At 30.9% G+C, this 22,107-nt stretch carries 23 protein-coding genes; 12 read left to right on the top strand and 11 right to left on the bottom strand.

Features of this window, described 5'->3' with window-relative positions:
* Nucleotides 1–199: 199 nt before the first annotated feature.
* The 4 genes from STK_RS10395 (at nt 200) to STK_RS10385 (ending at nt 3,158) form a co-directional block, all read left to right on the top strand.
* On the top strand, nt 200–982 hold the full coding sequence (locus STK_RS10395) for an SDR family oxidoreductase (RefSeq protein WP_010979936.1): 783 nt from the start codon (nt 200–202) through the stop codon (nt 980–982).
* A gap of 200 nt (nt 983–1,182) precedes the next feature.
* Nucleotides 1,183–1,356, top strand: a complete 174-nt coding sequence (locus STK_RS15375; protein ID WP_232616563.1) for a hypothetical protein — start codon at nt 1,183–1,185, stop codon at nt 1,354–1,356.
* A gap of 429 nt (nt 1,357–1,785) precedes the next feature.
* Entirely contained in the window at nt 1,786–2,169 is a 384-nt protein-coding gene (gene lrs14 / locus STK_RS10390) for an HTH-type transcriptional regulator Lrs14 (protein ID WP_010979935.1), read from the top strand.
* A 41-nt stretch (nt 2,170–2,210) separates the two neighbouring features.
* A complete protein-coding gene (locus STK_RS10385) occupies nt 2,211–3,158 on the top strand; it encodes an NAD-dependent epimerase/dehydratase family protein (protein ID WP_010979934.1) in 948 nt (315 codons plus the stop codon).
* Here the strand turns inward: STK_RS10385 and STK_RS10380 are convergent.
* Nucleotides 3,145–4,383, bottom strand: a complete 1,239-nt coding sequence (locus STK_RS10380) for a dihydrolipoyl dehydrogenase family protein (protein ID WP_010979933.1) — start codon at nt 4,381–4,383, stop codon at nt 3,145–3,147. The two genes, STK_RS10385 and STK_RS10380, sit on opposite strands and share 14 nt — an antisense overlap.
* A gap of 109 nt (nt 4,384–4,492) precedes the next feature.
* On the opposite strand from STK_RS10380, the gene thiC reads away from it, so the two are divergent.
* The 3 genes from thiC (at nt 4,493) to STK_RS15365 (ending at nt 7,108) form a co-directional block, all read left to right on the top strand.
* Nucleotides 4,493–5,782, top strand: coding sequence for a phosphomethylpyrimidine synthase ThiC (thiC, locus tag STK_RS10375; protein WP_010979932.1), 1,290 nt, complete (start codon nt 4,493–4,495; stop codon nt 5,780–5,782).
* Nucleotides 5,783–6,324: 542 nt separating this feature from the next.
* Complete coding sequence (locus STK_RS15370) at nt 6,325–6,546, top strand: hypothetical protein (RefSeq protein ID WP_198429683.1); 222 nt, start codon at nt 6,325–6,327, stop codon at nt 6,544–6,546.
* A gap of 412 nt (nt 6,547–6,958) precedes the next feature.
* Complete coding sequence (locus STK_RS15365; RefSeq protein WP_198429839.1) at nt 6,959–7,108, top strand: hypothetical protein; 150 nt, start codon at nt 6,959–6,961, stop codon at nt 7,106–7,108.
* Here STK_RS15365 and STK_RS10365 read toward each other — a convergent pair.
* The gene (locus STK_RS10365) at nt 7,103–7,804 is read right to left on the bottom strand and encodes an STK_08120 family protein (RefSeq protein WP_010979930.1); all 702 of its coding nucleotides are present in this window, start codon (nt 7,802–7,804) and stop codon (nt 7,103–7,105) included. The genes STK_RS15365 and STK_RS10365 overlap by 6 nt on opposite strands.
* Before the next feature lie 117 nt (nt 7,805–7,921).
* On the opposite strand from STK_RS10365, the gene STK_RS10360 reads away from it, so the two are divergent.
* Complete coding sequence (locus STK_RS10360; protein ID WP_198429818.1) at nt 7,922–9,427, top strand: cation:proton antiporter; 1,506 nt, start codon at nt 7,922–7,924, stop codon at nt 9,425–9,427.
* Here STK_RS10360 and STK_RS10355 read toward each other — a convergent pair.
* From STK_RS10355 to STK_RS15905, 8 genes are all read right to left on the bottom strand, one after another.
* Nucleotides 9,401–10,033 carry a hypothetical protein gene (locus STK_RS10355; protein WP_232616471.1) on the bottom strand — a complete coding sequence of 211 codons (633 nt, stop codon included), beginning with the start codon at nt 10,031–10,033 and terminating at the stop codon, nt 9,401–9,403. The two genes, STK_RS10360 and STK_RS10355, sit on opposite strands and share 27 nt — an antisense overlap.
* Nucleotides 10,034–10,169: 136 nt before the next feature.
* Entirely contained in the window at nt 10,170–12,032 is a 1,863-nt protein-coding gene (locus tag STK_RS10350) for a 4Fe-4S binding protein (RefSeq protein ID WP_010979927.1), read from the bottom strand.
* A 33-nt stretch (nt 12,033–12,065) separates the two neighbouring features.
* On the bottom strand, nt 12,066–13,658 hold the full coding sequence (locus STK_RS10345) for an APC family permease (RefSeq protein ID WP_010979926.1): 1,593 nt from the start codon (nt 13,656–13,658) through the stop codon (nt 12,066–12,068).
* Nucleotides 13,659–13,837: 179 nt separating this feature from the next.
* Nucleotides 13,838–15,232: a hypothetical protein gene (locus STK_RS10340; protein WP_010979925.1), complete on the bottom strand. Its 1,395-nt coding sequence runs from the start codon at nt 15,230–15,232 to the stop codon at nt 13,838–13,840.
* A gap of 35 nt (nt 15,233–15,267) precedes the next feature.
* Nucleotides 15,268–15,774 carry a thiosulfate:quinone oxidoreductase small subunit gene (gene doxA, locus STK_RS10335; RefSeq protein ID WP_052846665.1) on the bottom strand — a complete coding sequence of 169 codons (507 nt, stop codon included), beginning with the start codon at nt 15,772–15,774 and terminating at the stop codon, nt 15,268–15,270.
* A gap of 5 nt (nt 15,775–15,779) precedes the next feature.
* Nucleotides 15,780–16,322 (bottom strand): thiosulfate:quinone oxidoreductase large subunit, encoded by a 543-nt coding sequence (gene doxD, locus STK_RS10330; protein WP_010979923.1) that lies wholly within the window; start codon nt 16,320–16,322, stop codon nt 15,780–15,782.
* Nucleotides 16,323–16,838: 516 nt separating this feature from the next.
* Nucleotides 16,839–17,357, bottom strand: a complete 519-nt coding sequence (locus STK_RS10325; RefSeq protein WP_010979922.1) for a hypothetical protein — start codon at nt 17,355–17,357, stop codon at nt 16,839–16,841.
* Between the two features lie 17 nt (nt 17,358–17,374).
* Nucleotides 17,375–17,503, bottom strand: coding sequence for a hypothetical protein (locus tag STK_RS15905; RefSeq protein ID WP_260311129.1), 129 nt, complete (start codon nt 17,501–17,503; stop codon nt 17,375–17,377).
* A 52-nt stretch (nt 17,504–17,555) separates the two neighbouring features.
* Here STK_RS15905 and STK_RS10320 point away from each other — a divergent pair, with 52 nt between their 5' ends.
* Complete coding sequence (locus STK_RS10320; protein WP_052846664.1) at nt 17,556–18,644, top strand: MFS transporter; 1,089 nt, start codon at nt 17,556–17,558, stop codon at nt 18,642–18,644.
* A gap of 48 nt (nt 18,645–18,692) precedes the next feature.
* Here the strand turns inward: STK_RS10320 and STK_RS10315 are convergent, their stop codons facing one another.
* Entirely contained in the window at nt 18,693–19,877 is a 1,185-nt protein-coding gene (locus STK_RS10315) for an MFS transporter (protein WP_198429682.1), read from the bottom strand.
* A 90-nt stretch (nt 19,878–19,967) separates the two neighbouring features.
* Here STK_RS10315 and STK_RS10310 point away from each other — a divergent pair, with 90 nt between their 5' ends.
* From STK_RS10310 to STK_RS10300, 3 genes are read left to right on the top strand one after another with little or no spacing between them, the layout of a single operon-like run.
* Nucleotides 19,968–20,642 carry a DUF3834 domain-containing protein gene (locus STK_RS10310; protein ID WP_010979919.1) on the top strand — a complete coding sequence of 225 codons (675 nt, stop codon included), beginning with the start codon at nt 19,968–19,970 and terminating at the stop codon, nt 20,640–20,642.
* A 31-nt stretch (nt 20,643–20,673) separates the two neighbouring features.
* Nucleotides 20,674–21,180: a DUF1286 domain-containing protein gene (locus STK_RS10305; RefSeq protein WP_010979918.1), complete on the top strand. Its 507-nt coding sequence runs from the start codon at nt 20,674–20,676 to the stop codon at nt 21,178–21,180.
* Between the two features lie 56 nt (nt 21,181–21,236).
* Nucleotides 21,237–21,548 (top strand): type II toxin-antitoxin system RelE family toxin, encoded by a 312-nt coding sequence (locus tag STK_RS10300; RefSeq protein WP_010979917.1) that lies wholly within the window; start codon nt 21,237–21,239, stop codon nt 21,546–21,548.
* Nucleotides 21,549–22,107: the final 559 nt, after the last annotated feature.

Raw genomic sequence — 22,107 nt, 5'->3', positions numbered from 1 at the left:
TTCGGCAATAATAATTTTAACTTACGTCATATCATAATTTTATATATCTCTAATATCAAAACAAGTTATACAAATTAATCTTAAGTACTTCGGCCCTTTAAGGAGATTTTTACTCGACTGACAATTTAAAGGCGAGTATATTCATTGTTTCATGCTTAGTCACAAAGATAATTAAATTTAAAAATATAACTTATACAGAATGTGTATGAGTTCGCAATCTTACTTTAAATCAGTTATGTATGCTTTAGTTACAGGCGGTACAAGGGGAATAGGAAGAGCTATAACTGAAGCACTTTTAAAAGAAGGCTACAATGTTGCTGTTCTTTATCACGGTTCTGAAGATAAAGCCAAAGAGTTAAGAGAAAAGGGAGTTTTAACTGTAAGGTGTGATGTAGGAGATAGGAATCAAGTTAAAAAAGCTAAAGAGGAAATTTCTAATCATTTCCCACGTTTAGATGTTTTAGTTAATAATGCTGGAATTTGGTATTTAATGCCTTTTGAGCAATTTGATGAGGAAAAATATGAGAGAATGTTAAGGGTTAATCTAAATGGAACCATTTATGTCACTTATGAATTTTTATCATTACTTAAAAAGTCATCAGCAGCAAGTATAATTAACATTGCTAGTAATGCTGGTATTGGGACTGCTGCAGAAGGAACTACTTTTTATGCTATTACAAAAGCCGGGATTATAATATTAACCAGAAGATTAGCTTTTGAATTAGGAAAGTACGGTATAAGGGTTAATGCTGTAGCACCAGGTTGGATCGAAACTGATATGACTTTAGGTAATAAAAGTGATGAAGAGAAAGAAAAACTAAGGGAAATATTTAGAAATAAGACCGTACTTCATACAACTGGAAAACCTGAGGATATAGCGAATATTGTAGTATTTCTAGCAAGTGAAAAAGCTAGATATATAACTGGGCAAGTGATTGTTGCTGATGGGGGTAGAATAGATAATTTAACTCATTCAGTTTAATATTATAACTATTTATTTGATAATATAAAAATTAGATATTAATAAATTATGGTTTAAGACTTCTTATTTTATATGGGAAATATGTATTTATATTGTAGTCTTGCATGGGCAGTTAATATTCATGATCTCACTACATACATTAAGGACTGAATCTTTTTGTATTTATAGAAATCTTTTTATATTCATTTATTTTACATTTATTGATAAAAATTATCTCTCATGCCAATGTGGGTTATGCCCAAAAGGGTGAAGATGAAAATAGCAGAGATATGAGTTCCGTGCCGTTAGACTCAAAGGAGATCTGTGACTTACCTACCAGTAGTTGGTTGAAGGCTAAGTCCCTAGACTCAATCATGATTGAAATGAAAGTATAGAGATAAACGGAATGTTTTAATATATCAATACTTAAGGGTACATCTGCTTTTTGATTTGGTTTTAAGGTAATTAATTATTATATGTTCTGCAGATAGCAGATATTAAGGGAGTTGTTATTTATGTTGATGTTATTAACTTCAGCTATACTATAAATAAGCCTTTTGATGTAACTGGTGTTAATAAGTACTTAAGGAGCTAGTATCAACTTTAAAGGGAAGTTTATATAGAAGTATCTATTGTCAAAAAAGAAATTTTAAAGCAATTAAAGTAATACTCATGTAACTCAAGTATATTTATATTTTTGGTAATAGTATTATTCTTTTTAATAATTAGAAATGTGAAGATTAGGTTTTAATACTTGGGTAATCTATTTGCTTAAAATACAAAGATTTAAATACTTGTATTTAAACTATATATCATGATTAAGTATGGAATTAGAAGTAACTAAAATAAGACTAACTAGTGGTAAAGAAGTAGGAATAATAGAGGCTTTAAGTTTTTGCTATGATATTTCAGATACAGATTTTCAAGTACTAAAAGTTTTATTAAACAGTGAAGGAAAGAATGAAGATTCTTTAGCAGAAATGCTAAAATTATCTAAAGCCTCTATCAACAGAAGTGTAAATAAATTAGTATCTTTAGGTTTTGTTGAAAGAGTAAAAGATTCTTCTTCTAAAGGAGGTAGACCTAGATATATCTATAAGGCTATACCAACTGAGAGATTAATAGAGAAAATAGTTAATGATTTCAAGAGATGTGCCGAGCTCTTCGGACAATTAATTCCTAAGGAGTTAGGGAAACAACAACAATAATTAGGACACAACATTTTATTTTTTCATTTTCATTTTAATTTATGAGAATACTTATTGCTGGTTTAGGTTTTATAGCAACTCATGTAGCTGAAGTCTTATCTTCGATGCATGAAGTAACAGTCACTTATAGAAATCTCAATCCTGTAAAGAAAGTTTATCATGAAAAACTTGAGGAAAAAGGAGTTAAATTAATTAAACTAGACATTCTGTCAGACACAGAAAGATTAAGAGAAGAAGTGAAAAAGAGCGATGTGGTTATCAACTTTATTGGAGAAATATCTGGTGATGAAAAGACACTATATATTTCTAACGTAGAAGTCCCAAAAACTATAGCGAGTATAATAAAAGAATCAGAAAATAAACCTATTTTTATTCATACTAGCGGATCTACTTATGGGATAACTGGAGAAGTTAAAATTGAAAAGGAGCTTGGCGAAGGTCTAAATCCTCAATCACCTTTTGAAAAAACCAAACTAGAAGGGGAGAAAGTTGTTTATTCAATAGCAAAAGGGAATTTTCCCCTTATTATTATTAGACCAACCCTTGTGTATGGGAAATACTCAGCCCATATCCAATTTGTAACCATGTATAGATTAGCAAAACTAGGTATTATTCCAAAAACTGGCATATCTTTCATGCCAATTAGTGCAAATAATATAGGTAAAATGATATTAAGACTAATTGAAGAAAAACCCATGCTACTATATTTCTATGCTACCGAGTGTGAGAGAGTAGCTCTTGAGAAATTCTTTGAGATTTATACGAAAGCATTGGGCAAGAGAGGAATTTACATACCAATTCCGAAAAGCATTGTTAAATCTGCCATGCCAAAAGAAATAAGAGGTCTGTTAAAATATGAAGGTACCGTGTACGATTGTAGCGTAAGTAAAAAACTTCTTGGTGAGCTACGGTTTGATGAGAACGAAGTTTATCAAAATGCTTTATTCTTGAAAGAATTAGATGAGAAAAAGATCCTTATCCCCACTTAATTTTTCTTAAAATTTCCCATATCATTTCAAGATAAGAAGGATGTGGATACTGGAAATCGAGAAGCTCATCTAAACTTCCCTTAAACTTAATCCCTAAAGCCAAAAGAGAGATAATTTCTTCAGCCCTTTCTGAAAATGCAACACCACCTATTACTTTTTCATTTTCCACACAGATCTTTAAAAATCCTTCAGTCTCCTTTTCTGCAATAGCTCTAGCTAACCCAGAAAATTCCATTTTCATACATCTACCACTATTTGTGTTTCCGACGTAAGCAATTTGTGGTGATGTATAAATAACCTTTGGAACAGCAGAACTATCATAAGGTTTTTTGATTCCTTTCATATTAAGCCCAGCTATATATCCTTTATGTATTGCTTCATGTGCTGTAAATGAACCAGTTATATCACCAGCAGCGTAAATGTCTTTTATCGGAGTTTCCATGTACTCGTTAACCTTTATCCAATAATCATGAGGTAGACTTTCAACCCCAGTAAGATTAGGTTTTCTTCCAAAACTCATTAAAATAATATCGCTCTTAATTTCTTCTCCATTCGAGAGTTTAACTTTATTATTCTCTATCTTAGCCTCCACTCCTAAATGAAGTTTAACTCCAATTCTCTTAAAGTGGTTAGTTACGTAATTTCTTAAATCCATATCATGTTTCGGTAAAAGTAAATTTTCTTTCTCTACTATATGTACTTCTTTCCCTATTTTGTGTAACAACCAGCCATATTCAATACCCCCTACACCACCACCAATTACGGTTACTGAATTAAACTCTTTATTAAGATACGGCAAATCGTCTGAAGCTATAGTTCCATTAATTTCTGGTTTTAAAGTTCCAGTTGCTACTAGTACTTTATCTGGGTATAAAGTTTGACCAGAAACTTCAATTTCTTTGCTTTTAAGTACTCCTCTACCATAAATGACTTCAACACCGTAACTTTCTAACATGTATTCAACTCCTTTTGAGATCCTTGAAATCGCATCTTGGGCAAGCTTGATCAGTTCTTCATAGCTAAAATCGATTTTCTTTCCCAACCTTTCCAAAGAATACTTTAAATAAAGTGGATGTAACATTGCTTTTGAAGGAATACAACCATATAAAACACAAGTTCCACCTAACCTTTCTTTTTCCTCGATAAGCTTAACTTTTTCTCCTAAAGCAGAAGCTGTAAATGCACCATATATTCCGGCAGGACCAGAGCCTATAACAACAATCATGAATTTTGATATCTATTACTACTAATTAAGCTTTATCACAGAAAAATGTAAAGTTAGTACACAAACTGAATATAATAAGGTTTATAAGTAACTTTTTTGATATATTTTTATGGCAATAATTGATGATGCACGAAAAGGTATTATAACTGATGAAATGAAAAAGATAAGTCTAATTGAGAAAATTTCACCAGAAAAAGTTAGGAAAAGAATAGTAGAAGGAAAAATTATGCTAATTAGAAATGAAAAATATCCTTCTAAAAAGATAGTTGCAATAGGTAAGGGTTTAACAACTAAAGTTAATATAAACATAGGAACATCTAGTGAAGTCGTCAATCTTGATATGGAATTAGAAAAGGTGAAGATTGCAAATAAATGGGGAGATACATTAATGGACTTATCAACTGGAGGAGATTTAGATTTAATTAGAAGGGAAATAATAAAACACTCTGAGCTACCAGTAGGTACTGTTCCAGTTTATCAAGTGTTTATAGAATCTTTTAAGCATAAATCTGGTGGAGCATATTTCACAGAAGATGATTTGTTAAATACTATAGAAAAACATTTAAAAGATGGGGTTGCTTTTATGACGATTCATGCGGGTTTAACAAAGGATTTAGCTATAAGGGCTTTGAAAAGCAACAGGATAATCCCTATAGTATCTAGAGGAGGAGATATGATAGCAGGGTGGATGATTCATAATAACTCTGAGAATCCATATAGAAAGAACTGGGATTATATATTAGAAATGTTTAAACAATATGATGCAGTAATCTCATTAGGAGACGCTTTAAGACCTGGAGCTACTGGAGATGCTCATGATGAGTTCCAGATAGGAGAATTATTAGAAACAGCGAGACTAGTAAAGAGTGCACTTGAGAAAGGAGTTCAGGTAATGGTAGAAGGACCAGGTCATGTTCCATTAAATGAGATAGCGTGGGACGTAAAGTTAATGAAAAAGCTTACTGGTGGTGTTCCTTATTACGTTTTAGGTCCTTTGCCAATAGATGTTGGTGCACCATATGATCATATTGCCTCAGCTATAGGTGCGGCAATTGCCTCAGCAAGTGGTGCTGACTTATTATGTTATCTAACTCCAGCAGAACACTTAAGTTTACCAACTGTTGAACAAGTTGAAGAAGGAGCGATAGCTTATAGAATTGCCGCTCATGCTGGAGATATTGTAAAATTGGGTAAAAAAGTTAGAAACTGGGATGATGTAGTAAGTTATTATAGAGGAAAATTGGAATGGGAAAAAATGATATCGTCATTAATAGATCCCGAAAGGGCTATGAAAGTCTATACGCAATTTGGTAAACCGAAAGTTAGGGCATGTACTATGTGTGGTGGTTATTGTCCTATGATGTGGGCAATGGAGCAGGTAAGGAAAATTAGTGACTAGAATCGAAAATAATTTAATCACTTTCTCAACTTACTCTCTTAAATATGTCATTACCATGGAATGTTGTTAATGAGAAGAATATTTATTTTAGTCATCAAGAATTTATGTCAAAAATAAGTGTCATTAAACCCTTATATGAAAATCCAGACCAAATAACAATTACTATACCTTCAATTCTGCCTTTAATAACCTTTAATATAATCTTCGTTATGTTCATTATCCTCTCATTTAAAATATTTTATTTAATCTCAATTTCTCTTTTACCTCTCTCATATTTATTAGGATTAGAATTAAGTAAGAATGTAAGCTCTAAGACGTTGGTTATCTATATTGTTCTTTTTTCTATATTATTTATAAACACAAAAATTGGATTAGTAACTTTAATATCTATATTATTAATTTTTTATATTTATTTTACTCATAGGAAATCTAAATATGCCTTTGCTTTTAGTGCTACCGCGTCTAATCTAATTTATGAGTTTAGTGTTAAGGATTCATATATAAGCGTTTTAAAATCAGATCTTCGTTTATCTCCCTATAAAATGTATCTCGAGTTAATAAGTAATAATTCTGGTATACTTTTTCATGATTTTATAACAATATATGCTATAAATAAAGGCAGGGTTGGTATAATTATTGAAGTAGAATATTATGTAAAAGATATGAGAAATAAAAAGTTCAAGGAGCTTTTAAATACTCATTTTGATCTTGTTAAAAGCTTCTTAATCTCTAAATTAAATGAGAAAGAATGGATTTTAGGTTAATATTTTTCTTAAGAAATAATATGATAAAATGAAAATAGATAAAAACATAATACAAAAATTCATTATAAAATTAGTGTTGAAGATAACATAATTACCCTTTGCATTTAAGCTACTACTAATGAGACTTGAAAAAGAAAAAGAAAATAGTAAAGCTATTATAGTTCTTCTCATGTGTTGGGATATCTATGTAAATTTTAAAGTATTACTATACAGTTGGCTACTTGATCAGCAAAAATATAAACTCTTTGTATACGAAAGAATTCCAAAAAGCTCTATTTTTCTTTATTAGTCTTGAGTATTATCTAATCGACTTTATATAGTATGTTTATACAAGAGTTGAAAAGTTTAATAATATTAAAATCATGGAGTAGATTTTTTAAACCTTTAAATACAAGTATATTATGGTGATAAAATGCTAGCAAAGAAAAAGAGTTATCAGCAACAAATTATTATGTATGACTTGGCCAAATTACCGGATGAATATTTAAAAAATGAGTATCCAGAATACTACAACACTTTGAAAAAGAGAAAATACGAGGACCCGTTAGCTTATCTCTTATGAGGTCCTATTTTTGGTTTCCATAATTTGAGAGATTTTCATTAAAACTTTAATGTTTTCTCCTAGAGTGTTAATATCTCCTTTTGAATCTTCTAAAGATCCGTTTTCAAATATAAGTTCAACAATTGTTTTGTCATCACTTAATATTACTAATACTCTCGAGTTCACACTTTCTATCATAGCTCTAGTTAAAATATCTTCAATTTCACCCCTTTTTATCCCTTTTGCAAGTATTGTTTTCATGTTTAATATATCAAATTTAGTTGTAACTCTCTGAATATTTAAGTGCTTTTCCTCTAGTTTCTCAAGGTCTCGTTTAAATATTTCAACTCCTCTTCTATAGTATTCTTCAGTCTGTTTCTTAGCTATACTTTCAAATGGTCCCTCATAAGAGAATATAATCTTAAGTATAGTATTCCTATTTTTAGGAGTTAAAATCACATATCTTAGGGATGCTGATATTTTTATCAACCCTTCAGTTTTCTCAATAGTATATGTAACTTCATCTGTTCCAATAATTCTTTTCACTTTAAGTTTAATTGTAAATAACCATTTAACCTCCAACTCCCAACTATTCTCATCGAGTCTCTTTAAACTTTTAAACGCAGGAACATATTTTAATAAGTTTTCTGGGTTTGAAATGTATTCTAAAATAACGTCTTTAGGAGTATTCGTTTCAAAATTATATTCTAATTCCATATATATAAATAAACTATTATCAAGTAAATAAATAAGTATTATAATTATTAATAGAGTCCTAAATTAAACTATGTTAAAAATGACAGATAATGTTTTAACCAGTAATGAAAATACCTTATCGTGTCTCTCCTAGTAGATAGTTTATTATATTTAGGAATTATGTTAATATTAGCCAAATTAGCTGAAGAAGCATTTAGTAGACTTAATCTAGTTAGATTCGTAGGTCCTATAATTGTAGGAGTCCTACTTGGTCCAGGAGTGCTTGATTTAGTTAAAATTAATATTATAATCTCTTTTATAACGTCACTAGGTATAGTCTTTCTTCTCTTTTTAGCTGGAGCAGAAGAGTTAGGTGAAAAATTAAAAGTCGAGAGTAAAGATTATTTTTCTTTTCTCATTGAGTTATCATTACCAATATTGATAATAAGTATTTTACTTTTGTATTTCAAAATTTTTTCACTACTCTTAGTAATTCCTTTAGCTATGACTAGTGCTGGTCCTTTAACTAGATTATTAATAGATCTAGGAATATCCAAACATAAAATAGGGTTAGCACTGTTTTACCAATCAGTTTTAAATGAAATAGTTGCAGTTGTTCTTTTTGCAATATTTTCAAAATTTCAGATACTAGATATAATCAGCATATTACTTGTTGTTCTTTTTATATTCTTAGGAGGTGGTAAGATTGCTAAACTATTAGAATTAATTGAGGGTTACGTAAAGGTCAGAGAAATAGAATTTGCCACAATAATATCTGTTATATTTATTATAGGTTATGTAGCAGAAGTGTTTAGCTTCAACTCTGCTATTACAGCGTTATTTTTAGGTTTTTTGTTAAGAGACTACCTAAAGGATAGGCCGTACTTAATAGAGAGATTGAGGGCTTTTACATATGGTTTCTTTGAACCCTTATTTTTCGTAAGTATAGGTTTATACTTCGTAAAAATTTCTCCAACATTACTTTTGCTTTCCTTAATTACTTTTCTCGTGACTATAGGTTCTAAATTCTTTGCTGGACTTATTTCAGCGAAAATTCAAGGAATAGATCCGGTGATAAACGGGCTTGGAACCTCAATGAAAGGCGGAGTAGACGTTTCGTTATTAATCTCTGCTCTTACCTCTAATTTAATAACACCATATCAGTACTCTTTCTCGTCCTTAGCAATAACATTTTCCAGCCTAGTCTTACCCCTTTTATTTAGAATGAAATTTGGAAAGCCAAAAATTCAAGAAAATAAAATCAATCTTCAACAGCCTGTGTTAAACATTATTAAAAATCAAACTGTTGTAAATTGCTACCAAACATTAAGAGAAGCAATAGGAATAATTAATGAGAGAGGTTATAGAGCTATAGTAGTTGTTGACGAGAATTTTAGACCTTTAGGTTATGTCTCAGTAAGTCAGTTACTGGAAATTGATCCAAATGACTATGAAATTCTAAAAGTTTGTGATATTTACAAGAATGAGGTCAAAATACTAGAAAAGAAAAGCAAAGTAATAGATGTTTTAAGAGTTTTTAGAGAAACTGAAGAACCCGTAGTTGTCATTGTTGATGATGACGGGAGATTATTGAGTGTAGTTTATGAGAGGGAGTTGTTAAGATACCTTACTCCTATTCAGTAGATACACATAGTATAATATCATGTCTATAATAATTATGATATCAAAGAAGGTTGGTATGAACAAAGTTGAGACAACACTTATTGCAGTTATTATGTAGAGATATCTCCATAAGCCTCTTGAATTTATTATACCTATTAAGGAAAGGATGACGTCAATAAATATACTAGAGTATATCCACTGAGAAAAATTAAGTATAGTTGGAGGAAATGTTGTTATACCAATTAAAGCAAACAACTCTTTATTTGCTCTTGATTTTAAGTAATCAATTAAGTACAAGGCCAACATTTCAGCCATCATTGGATAGAAAAACCAATATGAATTTAGGGTAGTTAAAAACGCTGAATAGAAAGTTAAAAAGTATTTTATACCAAAATAGGCTAAGCTAAATGCTCCTCCCATGAGTATCTCGTTTAATACTGTAAGAATTGAAAGGGAAAATATGTGAATTTTAGAAAAATCTTTATTGGAAGCTAGTTTTTTTGCATTCATAAATAGGTAAACTAGAAGGATAAGCATAGAAGCATTATTTACGATAATTGCCTCAGCTAATGAGATGTTAGAAGGTGAAAGTAAATAAGCTATTGCTCCAATAAACATTGTGATCATCATTATTAATACAAAAAATGCAAAGAATAAACCGATCCAAGTTTTTATTTTATAGGAAACGGAATAAAGAGTATAAACTATTATAGCAACCATCACACTAGCTATTAGAGAGAGAGTGAATATTAGAGGAAAAATCTTACTTCCCTCTAAATCTTTCTTTTATCCAATTTCTCACATCATAAATAAATATGTTATTATATGGACACGCATCAATACACTCTCCAATTCCAACACACTTTATTGACCTAAACTCACCTTTTCTAATAAACTCGCCTCTCATATCAGTCAAACCTACTGGGCAAGCATTTGCACAATCTACAGTCTTGCATTCTATACATTGCTGTGGGTTCTTAACTTTAAGTCTAAAGAGCCCTATTCTGCTTATTGCTTGGTTGAAAACTCCCCAATAACAATAGCCAGTAGTTACACATGCAAAAGTACCTAAGAAGGGTATTGAGATGAATATTAGATACCACATAATATCGAACCAAATGAAATAAATTAGAACAGTAATATCAGTGTTAAAAATTGTGAAGGAGATTATTCCTAGACTATTTAAGTAAGATATCACTGCTGCAATTAGAACAAGAACAGAAACAGATAAGGCTATGGGTCTATAATATTTACTCTTACTAGTTAATAATTTCTTACCGATTTTAGATGTCCTATTATAAACCTTTAAAGAGTCATAAAAGTTCCCTTGATACATCATTGGGGCTGTACACGTCACAGCGCACAAATTTCTTGAGCCAAATAGGAATGAGAGAATTGCGTAAATAATATAAGTTCCTATTAAACCTAATAAGACAGAATTACTGACTGGTGCTAAGGTTCCAATACCCATGCTCCACATATATGGTATATATGGTAATGAGGATGATAAGGGAGAGAAGCTAGGTATGTATATTGAATAAATTGCATATGCTAATATCATTAAAGCCATTCTTATTTTAACTTCTCTTACTCTGATCTCTAGCATTTTCTTAAAAGCTAAGAATCCCATTTCTATTCCCATCATTATTAAGAACCAAGTACTCCCTAGTATACTGCCTACTACATCAATACCATCCCAAATTATATTTCCTGTCCATGGTAGACTAAGTGAGGAAATAAAGCCTTTAATGCCTGGGGAAAATAATCCCATAACGAAATCTAAAACACCCCCCATGAAGAATTCCATGATAAATGTCAGAAAAATTATCGAGAATGCAATCTTTGTATCTCTCAGATAATTTCCTTTTCTCGGATTGGGTCCTATAACAGTCCTATAAATAAACCAAACCATTGCAATTAGCATTGAAACATCGTAGACAGTAAGGGAAAATGTTAGAAAATAGATAAATCCTCCTATCATCATAAGAGTAAATATACTCATTAATTCTATTGTAGTAAAGGTCTCTTGAGTAGCTCTTAATCTCTGATTATACAGAGTCTCGTAAACTAATATAGTAGCACCTATCATTATTATTGAAGAGAATAAGAAGGCATAGTTAGAGAAAATCACAGGAAACCAAGGCATTAATAAAAGTAAGCTTATAAGATAATTTCTTAACGTCTTATCAAGTCTCTTAAAAGATACCATTAATGTAAAGATCATTTCAGCAACCATAACTGTGACAAACCATGGATTTTCTACAGAGGAATCAAGATTAGCTGGTAAACCAGTTTGAAGAATGTAAAAAAGCGAACCCATAAATACTTCAGAAATAATCATAAATGAGGAAAACAGAACATATGCTATACTTCTTGATATAGATTTGATATTAAGGATAGCATAGAGGCCAAATATCATATAAGCTCCATTTATTACAAGAAATAGAAAGAGATCGTGAAGCAAAAGATAAAGATAAGCACCTAAATTCATTACTAGCATCATTCCTTCTACATAGATAGCAACTAAAACTCTCCTATCACTCCTCCAATTCTTTACTTCATAGATAACATAGAACATAACTAATAACATGGAAATTGCAATTGAAAATAAAATCAGTAAATTCATGTATTAAAAAAATGAAATATAAATATAAAAAATTTATTCTGGTGGAACTTCATTAAATAGTAAGTTAAGGTCTATTCCGTTTCTTCTATTTAATAGATAACCTATAACATATATTAGGACTCCAGCTCCATATATTATTCCTAGAGATAGAATAGTCACAAAATTCACTGGTAGTAACACAGGGTTATTCCAGGTGAGGGTTAGCACCCACATAAGAAAGCCGAAAACGGCAAATCCAATTATTGATATAACTGGGATACCAGCAATGTTCCATTTATGCTGAACAGCTCTTTTATAAAGATCTTTTCTTACAAATGGCATTAGTGCAGTAGATATTGCGAAAATTGCATATCCCACTTCAAATACTACAGTAGTATCTACAATAGCTACTGGTGTGTTAAATGCATAAAGTAATACTCCAATTTCACCTAAAATACCAACTAATACTGTAGCCTTTAATGGCGACTTAAATCTATCATTAACATCAGCTAACCATGGCGGCATAACCCTATCAAAAGACCATGCGAACAGATATCTTACTAATGCTACAACTAACGGTGGGTTACTATAAAAGTTTGGTAACCATAATGCAATAAACATGATAATGAATAGTGGTAAACTGTGATTTACAATGAATGCGAAGTATGGTATAAAATCTCCTATATTACTTAGAGTGTTATAAACAGTGTCATTAATACCATTATACGATATATAACTCCACGAAGTAAGGAAAGATGCACCAAAAGCTTTCTCACTGAAGTATACTATTAAAATATAATATGCTGATATTACCAGTATTGCTAGGATTATTGAATAAAGTACGTTCATTTTAGGTCTTTTCATTTCCCCTGACCATGAAGCTGGTAAATTATACCATGTATAATAGTACCAGACTACTGGTAATGCTAAAAATGACGCATATAAAGCTGGATAAAATGTTAATCCATTACTTTCCGCGTTTTGAATAACTTCACTATAAGCATTTGGTATCCCAACATTCTTACTTAGGGCTAGCGCGAACTGAGATGGACTTATTTGAGCTAATGCAATAAACATTATGATACTAGATAAAAGGGAAATTATACCTCCCCATAACACAAACTTCCATTGGAATCTAGGTATCATAGCTAAAGCTGTTGAAATTATGACTACAATTGTTCCTAAAATTACCTCAGCTTCAGTAGTTCCTAAGAACTTGCCTATATTTAGAAAGTATTGATTACTGTAAGCTAATCCAATACCAGAGAATAGATATGCGAACCATTGTGCAGCTAAGTAACTATAATACCCTAAAGAAAGTGCAAAACCTATAAATAGACCCCAATAATTTACAAAACCTACTGCTGGGTGAACTGCCCTACTATTAAAAACATAATCTCCTCCGGCTCTAGGCATTGAAATTCCAGCTACATAAAAAAGAAATGCCATTCCTAAAGTTGGGGGTAAAGCTAGTAAGAAGGCTAATACCCAATTCGCCCCCGGTGCTGTGAAAAGCCATGAAATTATAAGAATTGGTACACCACCAGTTACTAATCCGAAAGTTGCTGACATTGATGCCCAGGGGCTAACTTCTCTCACTAGACCGGAACTCTCTCTTAAGAATAGAGATTTTTTCTCTTGGGACATTTCTTCATATGAAGCCCCAATACACGAAAAATAAAATTAACTGTTTTAAAATCCTTTTTGAAGTCCCTAGAATAAATCTATAATCTTAAATTATTTACTTATAAACCCACTTTTTAAGTGGAAATTTTTAAACTATTAGGCTATCCAAATAAAAATAATCTTAAATAAAATAGGAAGTATTATGATAAATATTTATTTATAAGACTAACTAGTTGTCTCTTTCTTTTGTAATTCTCTTTTATTTGTGATAATAAATTATTGAAATCTTCAATCGTCATATACTTTCTAGCAACTTTTAGACACTGTATTACGTCTTCGTATCTTTTCCTTTCCACAAGTTCCTCAGTTAAATGTTGCACAATATAGCTTAACTTCTCCTTTCTTTGTTCTCCTACTATCCTTATTACGTCTGGGCAGTAATCTTTTAAGGAAAGAAATTTATCCATTACTGTAACTGCAATGTCATATTTTAAAGAACCAGATGCTACATCATATAGGTTGATAAGAAGAGGGTAGAGGACTACATTATCCTTAGATAATTCATACAAAGACTTGATTAGATCAGGATTGCCTTTTATAAGAGGCAGTATTTTATCTTTATGACTACTTATACCAATAATATCTTTAAGCTCTATCATTTTCTTTAAATTTTCTAATGCTTGTGAAAATTCACCTAAGTTATAGTAATAATTGAAGAGGCTTGAGTAAAGCATATTGATTTTTGCGAATTCTAAAGCCTCTTTCTCATCAGTTTGAAGTAGAATATTAAATTTCTCTTCCTTAGAAATTACATCAGTTTGGAGTAATTTTAATATTTTATCCTTATCGCCTCTTCTAATTAAAGCATTTAGATAAATTCTAATATCCATTAATTTCCTTATATCCTCGTTATCGAGTAAAGTTAAAACAAAAGTATCAAGGTTACCGTATTTATCCTTTTCAATAATTTTCTCCAGTTTTTTGATATCATCCTCTTTAACTTCTTTCTCTAATAGTATATTAGCTAAAGTTTTCATTAAATTTTCATCATATGGTTTTTCTGTGATAAAATTATAGAAACATTTACTTTTACAAGACGCAATAGTATCGAGAATAATAAAAATATCATCTTTATTAATTTTTTCTCTATTATTTATAAGAAAATCAGTAAATGAGTTAACTATATTTTCCCCAGGATTTTGCTTTATCAGATTTATATATCTTTCTAAGGAATATTTAGCATTCTCAATAGGATAGATATAATTAGCAATCATGGGGAATTTTTCTATTAAAGTAACTAAAATTCCAAGAAGTTCTCTTTTATTAAGCTCTATAATCTTATTTTCTAAGCTATCAAAATCTATATATTCGCCTTTTTCATAACTCATCTTAATCGCATAAATATGTTCACAGTTTTCTCCAAGTCTACACTCACATTTTCCTTTGCTTAGTGACAGATCGTATTCGACCCTATAAATATCAATATCTTTTACAATTCCAATTAACTTATTGCCTCGCTTTAATAAACCTAAAATACCTCCATCTGAATAAATTTGAGAAGCCCTCTCGCGTATCTCCTTAGAATAATTTTCCATAAAAGAAAATACAAAAAGAAAAATTTAAACTATCTTCAACTACTTATCGTGAAGTAAGCAATTGCTTGCCTATTTGAACTTATTGCTGGAGTATACAGCTTTACTTCATACTTACCTGGAGATAAATGTAATCCCTTTATTAGCAGATGAAATTGTCCTTCGCTTCCTAAAATAACTATAAATCCTGAGTACCAATTAACAGAGTCCTTCTTATTTGCATTCCATGGTGCTTGAATTATCTTTACTGTATCATTAGCAATCTGTGAAGAGTTTAGGAAAATGTGCCATGTTCCATTAGATATTTCCATTAAGGGAGCAGATGCTGGATATGCATCTGGACCATCAATATCAGTGATATTCATGATCAAGCATAAGCCTTGCGGAGTATTATATGCAGTAATATAGGTAACATTAAGCTTTGGTAGTTTTGAATTATTGAATAATGGTCCTACAACATTACCATATGCCCATTGGCCAGTACCTAAAATCCAGCCTACTGTGAATAGTGCAAAAATAATTCCTACAATTGCTACTTTGTTCATTTTTCTCACCACAATTTAATCCACTTTAATATTGGAACGTTAGCAATACCTCTATCACCAAATTTCTTGTAGAGGAAATAATCCAATCCCCAAACCCTACCAGCACCAGTTAGCATAACTACTATAGCACCAGCAGTTAATAATGAACCAATTTGCCACTCATCTTCGCACGTTGAACCTAACCAGTAAGCTGGAGCCATACCAATAGCCATTACAGCTGCACCAAAGGCAGCTAATCTTGTCAAAAGTCCTATAACTAAGAATAGACCAGCTATAATCTCTATGTAACTGAATATTGTTAAGAAAGTAACATCAAATGCATGATTCTCTAAAGTCATTAATAAAAATGGTTTAAATGGCCCTGCATGGGGTAAGAAGTTAACTAGTTTTCCTCCAACAAATGAAGAAGAATTAGGGTCTAGTTTTGCTGGATTTAATACTGCTTTTCTTAAACCACCATCTAAAAACATCCATCCTACAGCAAACCTTATTGGCCATATATACTCTAATCTTGTTGCGTTACCTTCATTGAAGTTTATCTTTGACATTTCAATTCCCAAAATGATTATTTAACTTTGTTATTAAAAAGTTTTTCTTCTCAAAAGTTTAATCTGATAACATACTTTCTATTTTTTATATTCACAAAAATAAATATACATATATATGTAAAAAAGAGTATTAATACCAACTTAGTTCCACTTGCATTGAGTTGAATAATATTTTAGGAAATTCCGTTACCATAAAAAATTATAACATTTATTCTTTAATTAATAATTTTTAATTTATTTTCTTGATCTTAGCACTTACTAGAAAGAATTTTTAATTAGTAAGCTGATCTTTATTATACATTTTTAACGTAACGTACAAATGTAATGATTTTTCTATAAGTACTAACTGGAGAATCTTTTGCATCTGAACTAATTAAGAATATTCTAGTAATAAATATAGAATAATAAATGAAAATTTTTGCTTACTCATGAATAAATATCTCCTGGTTTTTGATTAGGAGAAAATCCTTAAATTATTACTTTAGGTTTGTTAGAGATCTGGCATGTAAGTATTCTTCACTTAATATAGTTCTTAACGTAATTTATAGCTACTTGTTCCTGAAGATTAACTATTGAGTAATAAAGTTGGAATCCATTGATTATCCTATTTAATGCAATAGGAAAATCATCGATAGAATCCATTTGTGTAATTATTCTTACACAGCATTCGTCTCTAAAGAACTGAAAATCCTTTAACATACCGTTAACAATATCTATGCCAGGGAAAGGATCAAAACAGTCCTCCTTAGTAGTAGTTAGCGTGTTATCAGAAATATCTAACGTTAAATAATACTTTACTTTTCCAGGCTGATCAAGAATTTCCCTAAGCTTATTAATCTTTAAATTCTCGAAAATATATCCCTTTTCAAGAGGAAAATTAGCGGAAACTAAAATAGTATATCCATTAAATTCCTTATAATAGTATTCACCCTCAAAACCTCTAATTTTATTCCATCCATTTTCTTCAGTCTCTAGAATATAATTGGAAATGGAATTTTTAAACTCTAAAAGGTTAAGATGAATTTCAACTAGCATGTGTTAATTAATGAAACTCATAAATATCTCTCTTTCCATCTCTTCCTAGCAATCTTTAAAGCCAATTTTTTACTTATTATCAGATTATACCTATATCTTAGAAAATTCCATTTGCCTAAATGATAAAGCCTAGATTTATAACCCACAACCCTATATCAGCTAAAGAAATATAAATAATTATTTCAACAAGTAGTGACTGTGAAGAGAAAATTTCTAATAATTGGATTCATTATTATGTCGTTCAATTCATTATATCAATATTCTTGGAATGCTTTCTTGCCTCACTTAGTTAAAGGATTAAATTCTACTATACCGGAAATAGAAGTAGCTTTCACTCTCTTCACATTCTTTTCAACAGTATTTCAAATAATTGGAGGAGGCATAGCTGATTATAGAGGGCCTAAAAGTATTGGAATCATATCATCAATACTCTCAGCAATAGGATTCTTAGGGACTTCATTTTCAAATAACATTTATGAGTTCTATTTCTTTTGGTCTTTTGGAAGTATAGGTGAAGGTATCTTGTATGGAATTGCTGCAAATTTAGCTGTGAAATGGTTTAGTAAAACTAGAGGATTTGCTACTGGTTTCGTATCCTTGGGTTTCGGCCTAGGTGCTTCAATACTGAATCCCTTTATTTATCCCTACCAAAATTATAGGTTAGTGATGTTAATCATAGGGCTAGTAGAATTAGTATTATTATCATTTTTATCAAATTTTGTAGAATATCCCTCTATAGCTAGAGGAGAAAAACCAAGTAGAATAATAAAAGAAGGTAGATGGTGGTTAATTTACCTTTCATTTGCATTAAGTGCGGTTCCTTTAACAATATATTCCTCATCGCTTTCTCTAATAGGAAAGGAAAATACGTTATTCTTAATCACAATATTTCCTTTGTTAAGCGGGATAAGTAGACCAATCTTGGGGTATATTTCAGACATACTAGGAAGATATAGAACATTAATCTTAACACTCTCTATGATGATATTAGGAAGCCTACTATTTACTTTCAATATTATATTGGCCTCAGTGTTAGTGATTGGATTCTTTGGTGGTTCACTTATAACACTTTACTTCTCGATATCTGGGGACATATTCGGTGAAAAATATTCTACTTCAAATAATGCAATTTTATATACTGGAAAAGCTGTAGCTGGACTCTTGGGCAGTCTCGTTTTCTCTCTATTGCTTTCAACACCTATGTATAAAGAATTTGGTCTAGTCTGTGCAGTATTAGGTTTTATTCTCCTCTCTTTATTAAACAAACAGAAAACATTAAGGCCATAGTTTATGAAACAAGATTATTATAGAACTACTTCGTTATATTTTCTAAAATTATTTAGCTATACTCTTATAGGTTTTATCAATCTGAGTATCAACATATTTAACATAACGTCTCAACAAGACAAGAAGCGAGAGGATTATAGGAATTATGAAAGTTAGAGTGGTTCTAAATCCAATTATCTCAATTACAAAGCCCGATATTGTTGGAGTTACTATACCTATTAGCATCATAATAGCAAAGAATATACTATTTGCCTCATTTCTTTCTTCTGGTAAGAAAGTCCTGCTTATAGAAATGATGGATAAGGGATATGTTATTCCATGAGGAATTCCTAGAAGCAATAGAGCTACCGTAAAGAGAACTAAGTTTGATGGTAAAACTGAAATAAATACTAAACCAAGTGTTGTTATTGATATTGCAAAAGACATATAATACCATAGCCTTTCTGCGGGTCTAATAGAAAGGTAAAGCCTAGAAAGGAATGAGGTTAAAAAGAAAGCTGAGAAGATTAGGGTAACAGAAGAGTAAGAGATATTAAAAGTAGATTTTGCATATATTCCTGCAAAAGCAAGAAGTATTGAGAAAACTATATTATATGTTAAGATATTAATAACTGCCGTTATAAACCCTGGATTTTCGAAGACTTTTGTCTTTTTACCATCATTTCTCTCTTCTGGGAAATCTACAAAGAATGACATTATCCCAGAAAGAATTGAGAATGGGGCAAAGAATAGGAAAACTTCTAGGAGTGAAAAGTAATTTAATATCCATGACTCAATTGCTGGTCCGATTACTAAACTTGCTGATAATGCTAAGGTATAAATTGAGAGTACTCTTTCCCTTTGCCTTCTATCTTTTAGTAATCCGGCATAAGTAATAATATTTGGCATAAGTATACCAAGAACAATCCCAGCTAACGCTGATAAAACCCAAATAGTAATTGGAGAAGCAAAATAAAAGATAGGTAAAAGTATAGCGTAAACTATGCCAGATGCTCTAAAAACTTTTTTCCTCATATCGCGTTTCAATCTAGAATTGATTACACCGCTTCCAATAAACGTAAACAGTGAAGTTAGGGCTGAAATAATTCCGATTTCGCTTTCGCTAAAATTAAATATGTATTTGGTTACAAGGGGAATTGTTGTCATTAACATATTATTAGATGCTCTTATTGCAATAGTCAAAGGAATAATAATTAATAATGCATGAAGAAATGTTATATCCTTTTTTTGCATAAAGGTGTAATTTATCTCGCTATATTTAAGTTTAGTTATCGTCAATTTTTCTAATAAAAACATTTAAGAAAAGTAGTTTCATAGAAACTCATGAATTCCCAGAGTAAAATTAGAATATTAGCCGCTCCAGGCCCAGTATCCTATCCTTTAATAGCATATCAAATGAAGAATAAAGATATAGAAATAATTTTCGGAAAAGAAGGCGGAAAAGATGTCGATGCTATAGTTGATTCTACAGTTTCATTAGCAAAAAGAGGGCTAAGGATTGATTTTATTACTGTAAAGAAGTTAATGTTGATTTCGCCTAAGCTAACAGAGGGTAAAATAGGAGTCTGGAGAAAGGGGAGTGCTGCTGACGTTTTAACAAGAGCCACAATAGATCTAAAAAAGGTTAAGGCTGAGCTAGTATACTCTGATGATATGATGCAACTTGTAAATATGTTAAAAAATAATCAAATTAGTGCAGCAACATTATCCTCTGCCTTAGGGAAAGGAGAAGCATTTGAAGATCTGCTTAATGTTCCAGGGAGTTGTGGAATTCACATAAATTCACAAGAGGATAAAGTTATTAATGCGTATATGGAGGGAATAACTATCATTAAAGAAAACTTAGATATAGCTGCAGATTATATTGTTAAAAATTTACCAATAAAGATTAGTAAGGAGTTCGTAACTGGTGTATTGAAAAATGCAGAGTTTAACGTCTATAAAGGAGGAGAATTTAGAGAATTTTATGAATTAGTAAAGAAATATTCTAATAACTAAATTTAAATACCTTTTTTATATATTCTATTCTGTGAAGTTGAGGACTCATTATGTTTTCTCGCTTGGTGTTATATCATTAGTTTTGGTTTTTCTTTCTAACAATTTTTTCGTGAGTTTTTTCGTAGCTGCATATTCTTCTATTTTGGGTAATTCTCTGATTGATAAGATAGGGCATAGGGAGTTGTTGACTGGAAGGGGTTATATACCGGTTAGGTCTCCTTTAACCCATACTTATCCTAGGAGTGTATTATGGGGATTATTACCAACAATTCCCTTAATCTTCCTCATACACTATATGTACGGTTATTATGCTTTAATTGAAGTATTGGTCTCCGGAGTGATAGTAGGTCCTACTCATATGTTTCTGGATATGTTTACTGAAGCTGGGGTTTATGTGAAGAAGAGGGGGAGGTGGAGGAGGTTCGCATTAGCCCACTATAGGTATGATAACCCAGCAGTAAATGGTTTAGCAATCTTTGCCGGTTTTCTGCTTCTGTTAATCGCATATTACATTAGTAATTTATATTATTATTTCTAATGAAATAATATACGAAAATAGAAAGATTTTTAAATCTCTCTTCTATATCTTTTATTGTGGTTTGTGAGAAGTGGGAATTGAGGTTTTCAATGAGGAAAGCAAAGAACTATCATGAGTTTATGGAGTATGCAGTAGATAATTTCATCGATAAAACAGTAATGTTAATACTTGAAAAATTAGATTTACTAAGAAAAGACCCACTAAAATATGCCAGAGAGAAACTGGGGAAGGATAAATACGGAAATCCCATGTTCTCAATAGAAGTTACGGGTGATATAAGGATACTTTATAGTATTGATCCAAAAAATTGTGTAGTTTTCATTTGGGAGGTTGGGTCTCATAAGAAGGTTTACGGGCATGACCCTTAGCCTTCTCTCTTGCAAGTCTCAGTAAGTCTTCTTTAAACCTCTCGAAGTCCTCATCGTTCTCAATAACTAAGAACCTTTCACCATCCTTATCTTCAACAATTCTCATAATTATATATTTGTTACTGGCATTAAAAAAGATATGGTAATCATTAATTATTGTAGCCAACTATAATGTCGTCGTAGATATATTAATAGCGAATCTTTACAAAGATTAGGTACTGAGATGAATTCTTGTAATCTTAGTTTAAATGCTAAGAAAATTCTTAGCTAATTAAAAGACACTATGAAAATTTGCAGGAATAATTAGTAATATTTTTTCTAGAAATAAATATCGATTAACAAATGATATCTTAGATTTTTAACTTGTTAATTCTATAAATAAGGCGGTTATTGACCTTGGATTAAATTTATTACTGCAATTAAGAGGTAAACATAATGTTAAGAAAAATTAATAAGGCTACGAGTAACGCATTACTTTTCTTATTGCTTATTTCTTTAAAGTTACTCTCATTAGAGAAATTAATGATTTTATTTTTACCCTTTTTAATCGCATCCGATT

The organism is Sulfurisphaera tokodaii str. 7 (genome assembly GCF_000011205.1).
Lineage (GTDB): Archaea > Thermoproteota > Thermoprotei_A > Sulfolobales > Sulfolobaceae > Sulfurisphaera > Sulfurisphaera tokodaii.
The sequence above is the reverse complement of the archived record's forward strand: the minus strand, read 5'-3'. Positions and strand labels throughout refer to the sequence as shown.

Excerpts from the sequence above, each read along its gene's own strand:
- STK_RS10395 (WP_010979936.1), top strand. The coding sequence starts at position 200 with ATGTGTATGAGTTCGCAATCTTACTTTAAATCAGTTATGTATGCTTTA.
- lrs14 (WP_010979935.1), top strand. The coding sequence starts at position 1,786 with ATGGAATTAGAAGTAACTAAAATAAGACTAACTAGTGGTAAAGAAGTA.
- STK_RS10385 (WP_010979934.1), top strand. The coding sequence starts at position 2,211 with ATGAGAATACTTATTGCTGGTTTAGGTTTTATAGCAACTCATGTAGCT.
- STK_RS10380 (WP_010979933.1), bottom strand. The coding sequence starts at position 4,383 with ATGATTGTTGTTATAGGCTCTGGTCCTGCCGGAATATATGGTGCATTT.
- thiC (WP_010979932.1), top strand. The coding sequence starts at position 4,493 with ATGGCAATAATTGATGATGCACGAAAAGGTATTATAACTGATGAAATG.
- STK_RS15370 (WP_198429683.1), top strand. The coding sequence starts at position 6,325 with ATGTATCTCGAGTTAATAAGTAATAATTCTGGTATACTTTTTCATGAT.
- STK_RS15365 (WP_198429839.1), top strand. The coding sequence starts at position 6,959 with ATGCTAGCAAAGAAAAAGAGTTATCAGCAACAAATTATTATGTATGAC.
- STK_RS10365 (WP_010979930.1), bottom strand. The coding sequence starts at position 7,804 with ATGGAATTAGAATATAATTTTGAAACGAATACTCCTAAAGACGTTATT.
- STK_RS10355 (WP_232616471.1), bottom strand. The coding sequence starts at position 10,033 with ATGATCACAATGTTTATTGGAGCAATAGCTTATTTACTTTCACCTTCT.
- STK_RS10350 (WP_010979927.1), bottom strand. The coding sequence starts at position 12,032 with ATGAATTTACTGATTTTATTTTCAATTGCAATTTCCATGTTATTAGTT.
- STK_RS10345 (WP_010979926.1), bottom strand. The coding sequence starts at position 13,658 with ATGTCCCAAGAGAAAAAATCTCTATTCTTAAGAGAGAGTTCCGGTCTA.
- STK_RS10340 (WP_010979925.1), bottom strand. The coding sequence starts at position 15,232 with ATGGAAAATTATTCTAAGGAGATACGCGAGAGGGCTTCTCAAATTTAT.
- doxA (WP_052846665.1), bottom strand. The coding sequence starts at position 15,774 with ATGAACAAAGTAGCAATTGTAGGAATTATTTTTGCACTATTCACAGTA.
- doxD (WP_010979923.1), bottom strand. The coding sequence starts at position 16,322 with ATGTCAAAGATAAACTTCAATGAAGGTAACGCAACAAGATTAGAGTAT.
- STK_RS10325 (WP_010979922.1), bottom strand. The coding sequence starts at position 17,357 with ATGCTAGTTGAAATTCATCTTAACCTTTTAGAGTTTAAAAATTCCATT.
- STK_RS10315 (WP_198429682.1), bottom strand. The coding sequence starts at position 19,877 with ATGCAAAAAAAGGATATAACATTTCTTCATGCATTATTAATTATTATT.
- STK_RS10310 (WP_010979919.1), top strand. The coding sequence starts at position 19,968 with ATGAATTCCCAGAGTAAAATTAGAATATTAGCCGCTCCAGGCCCAGTA.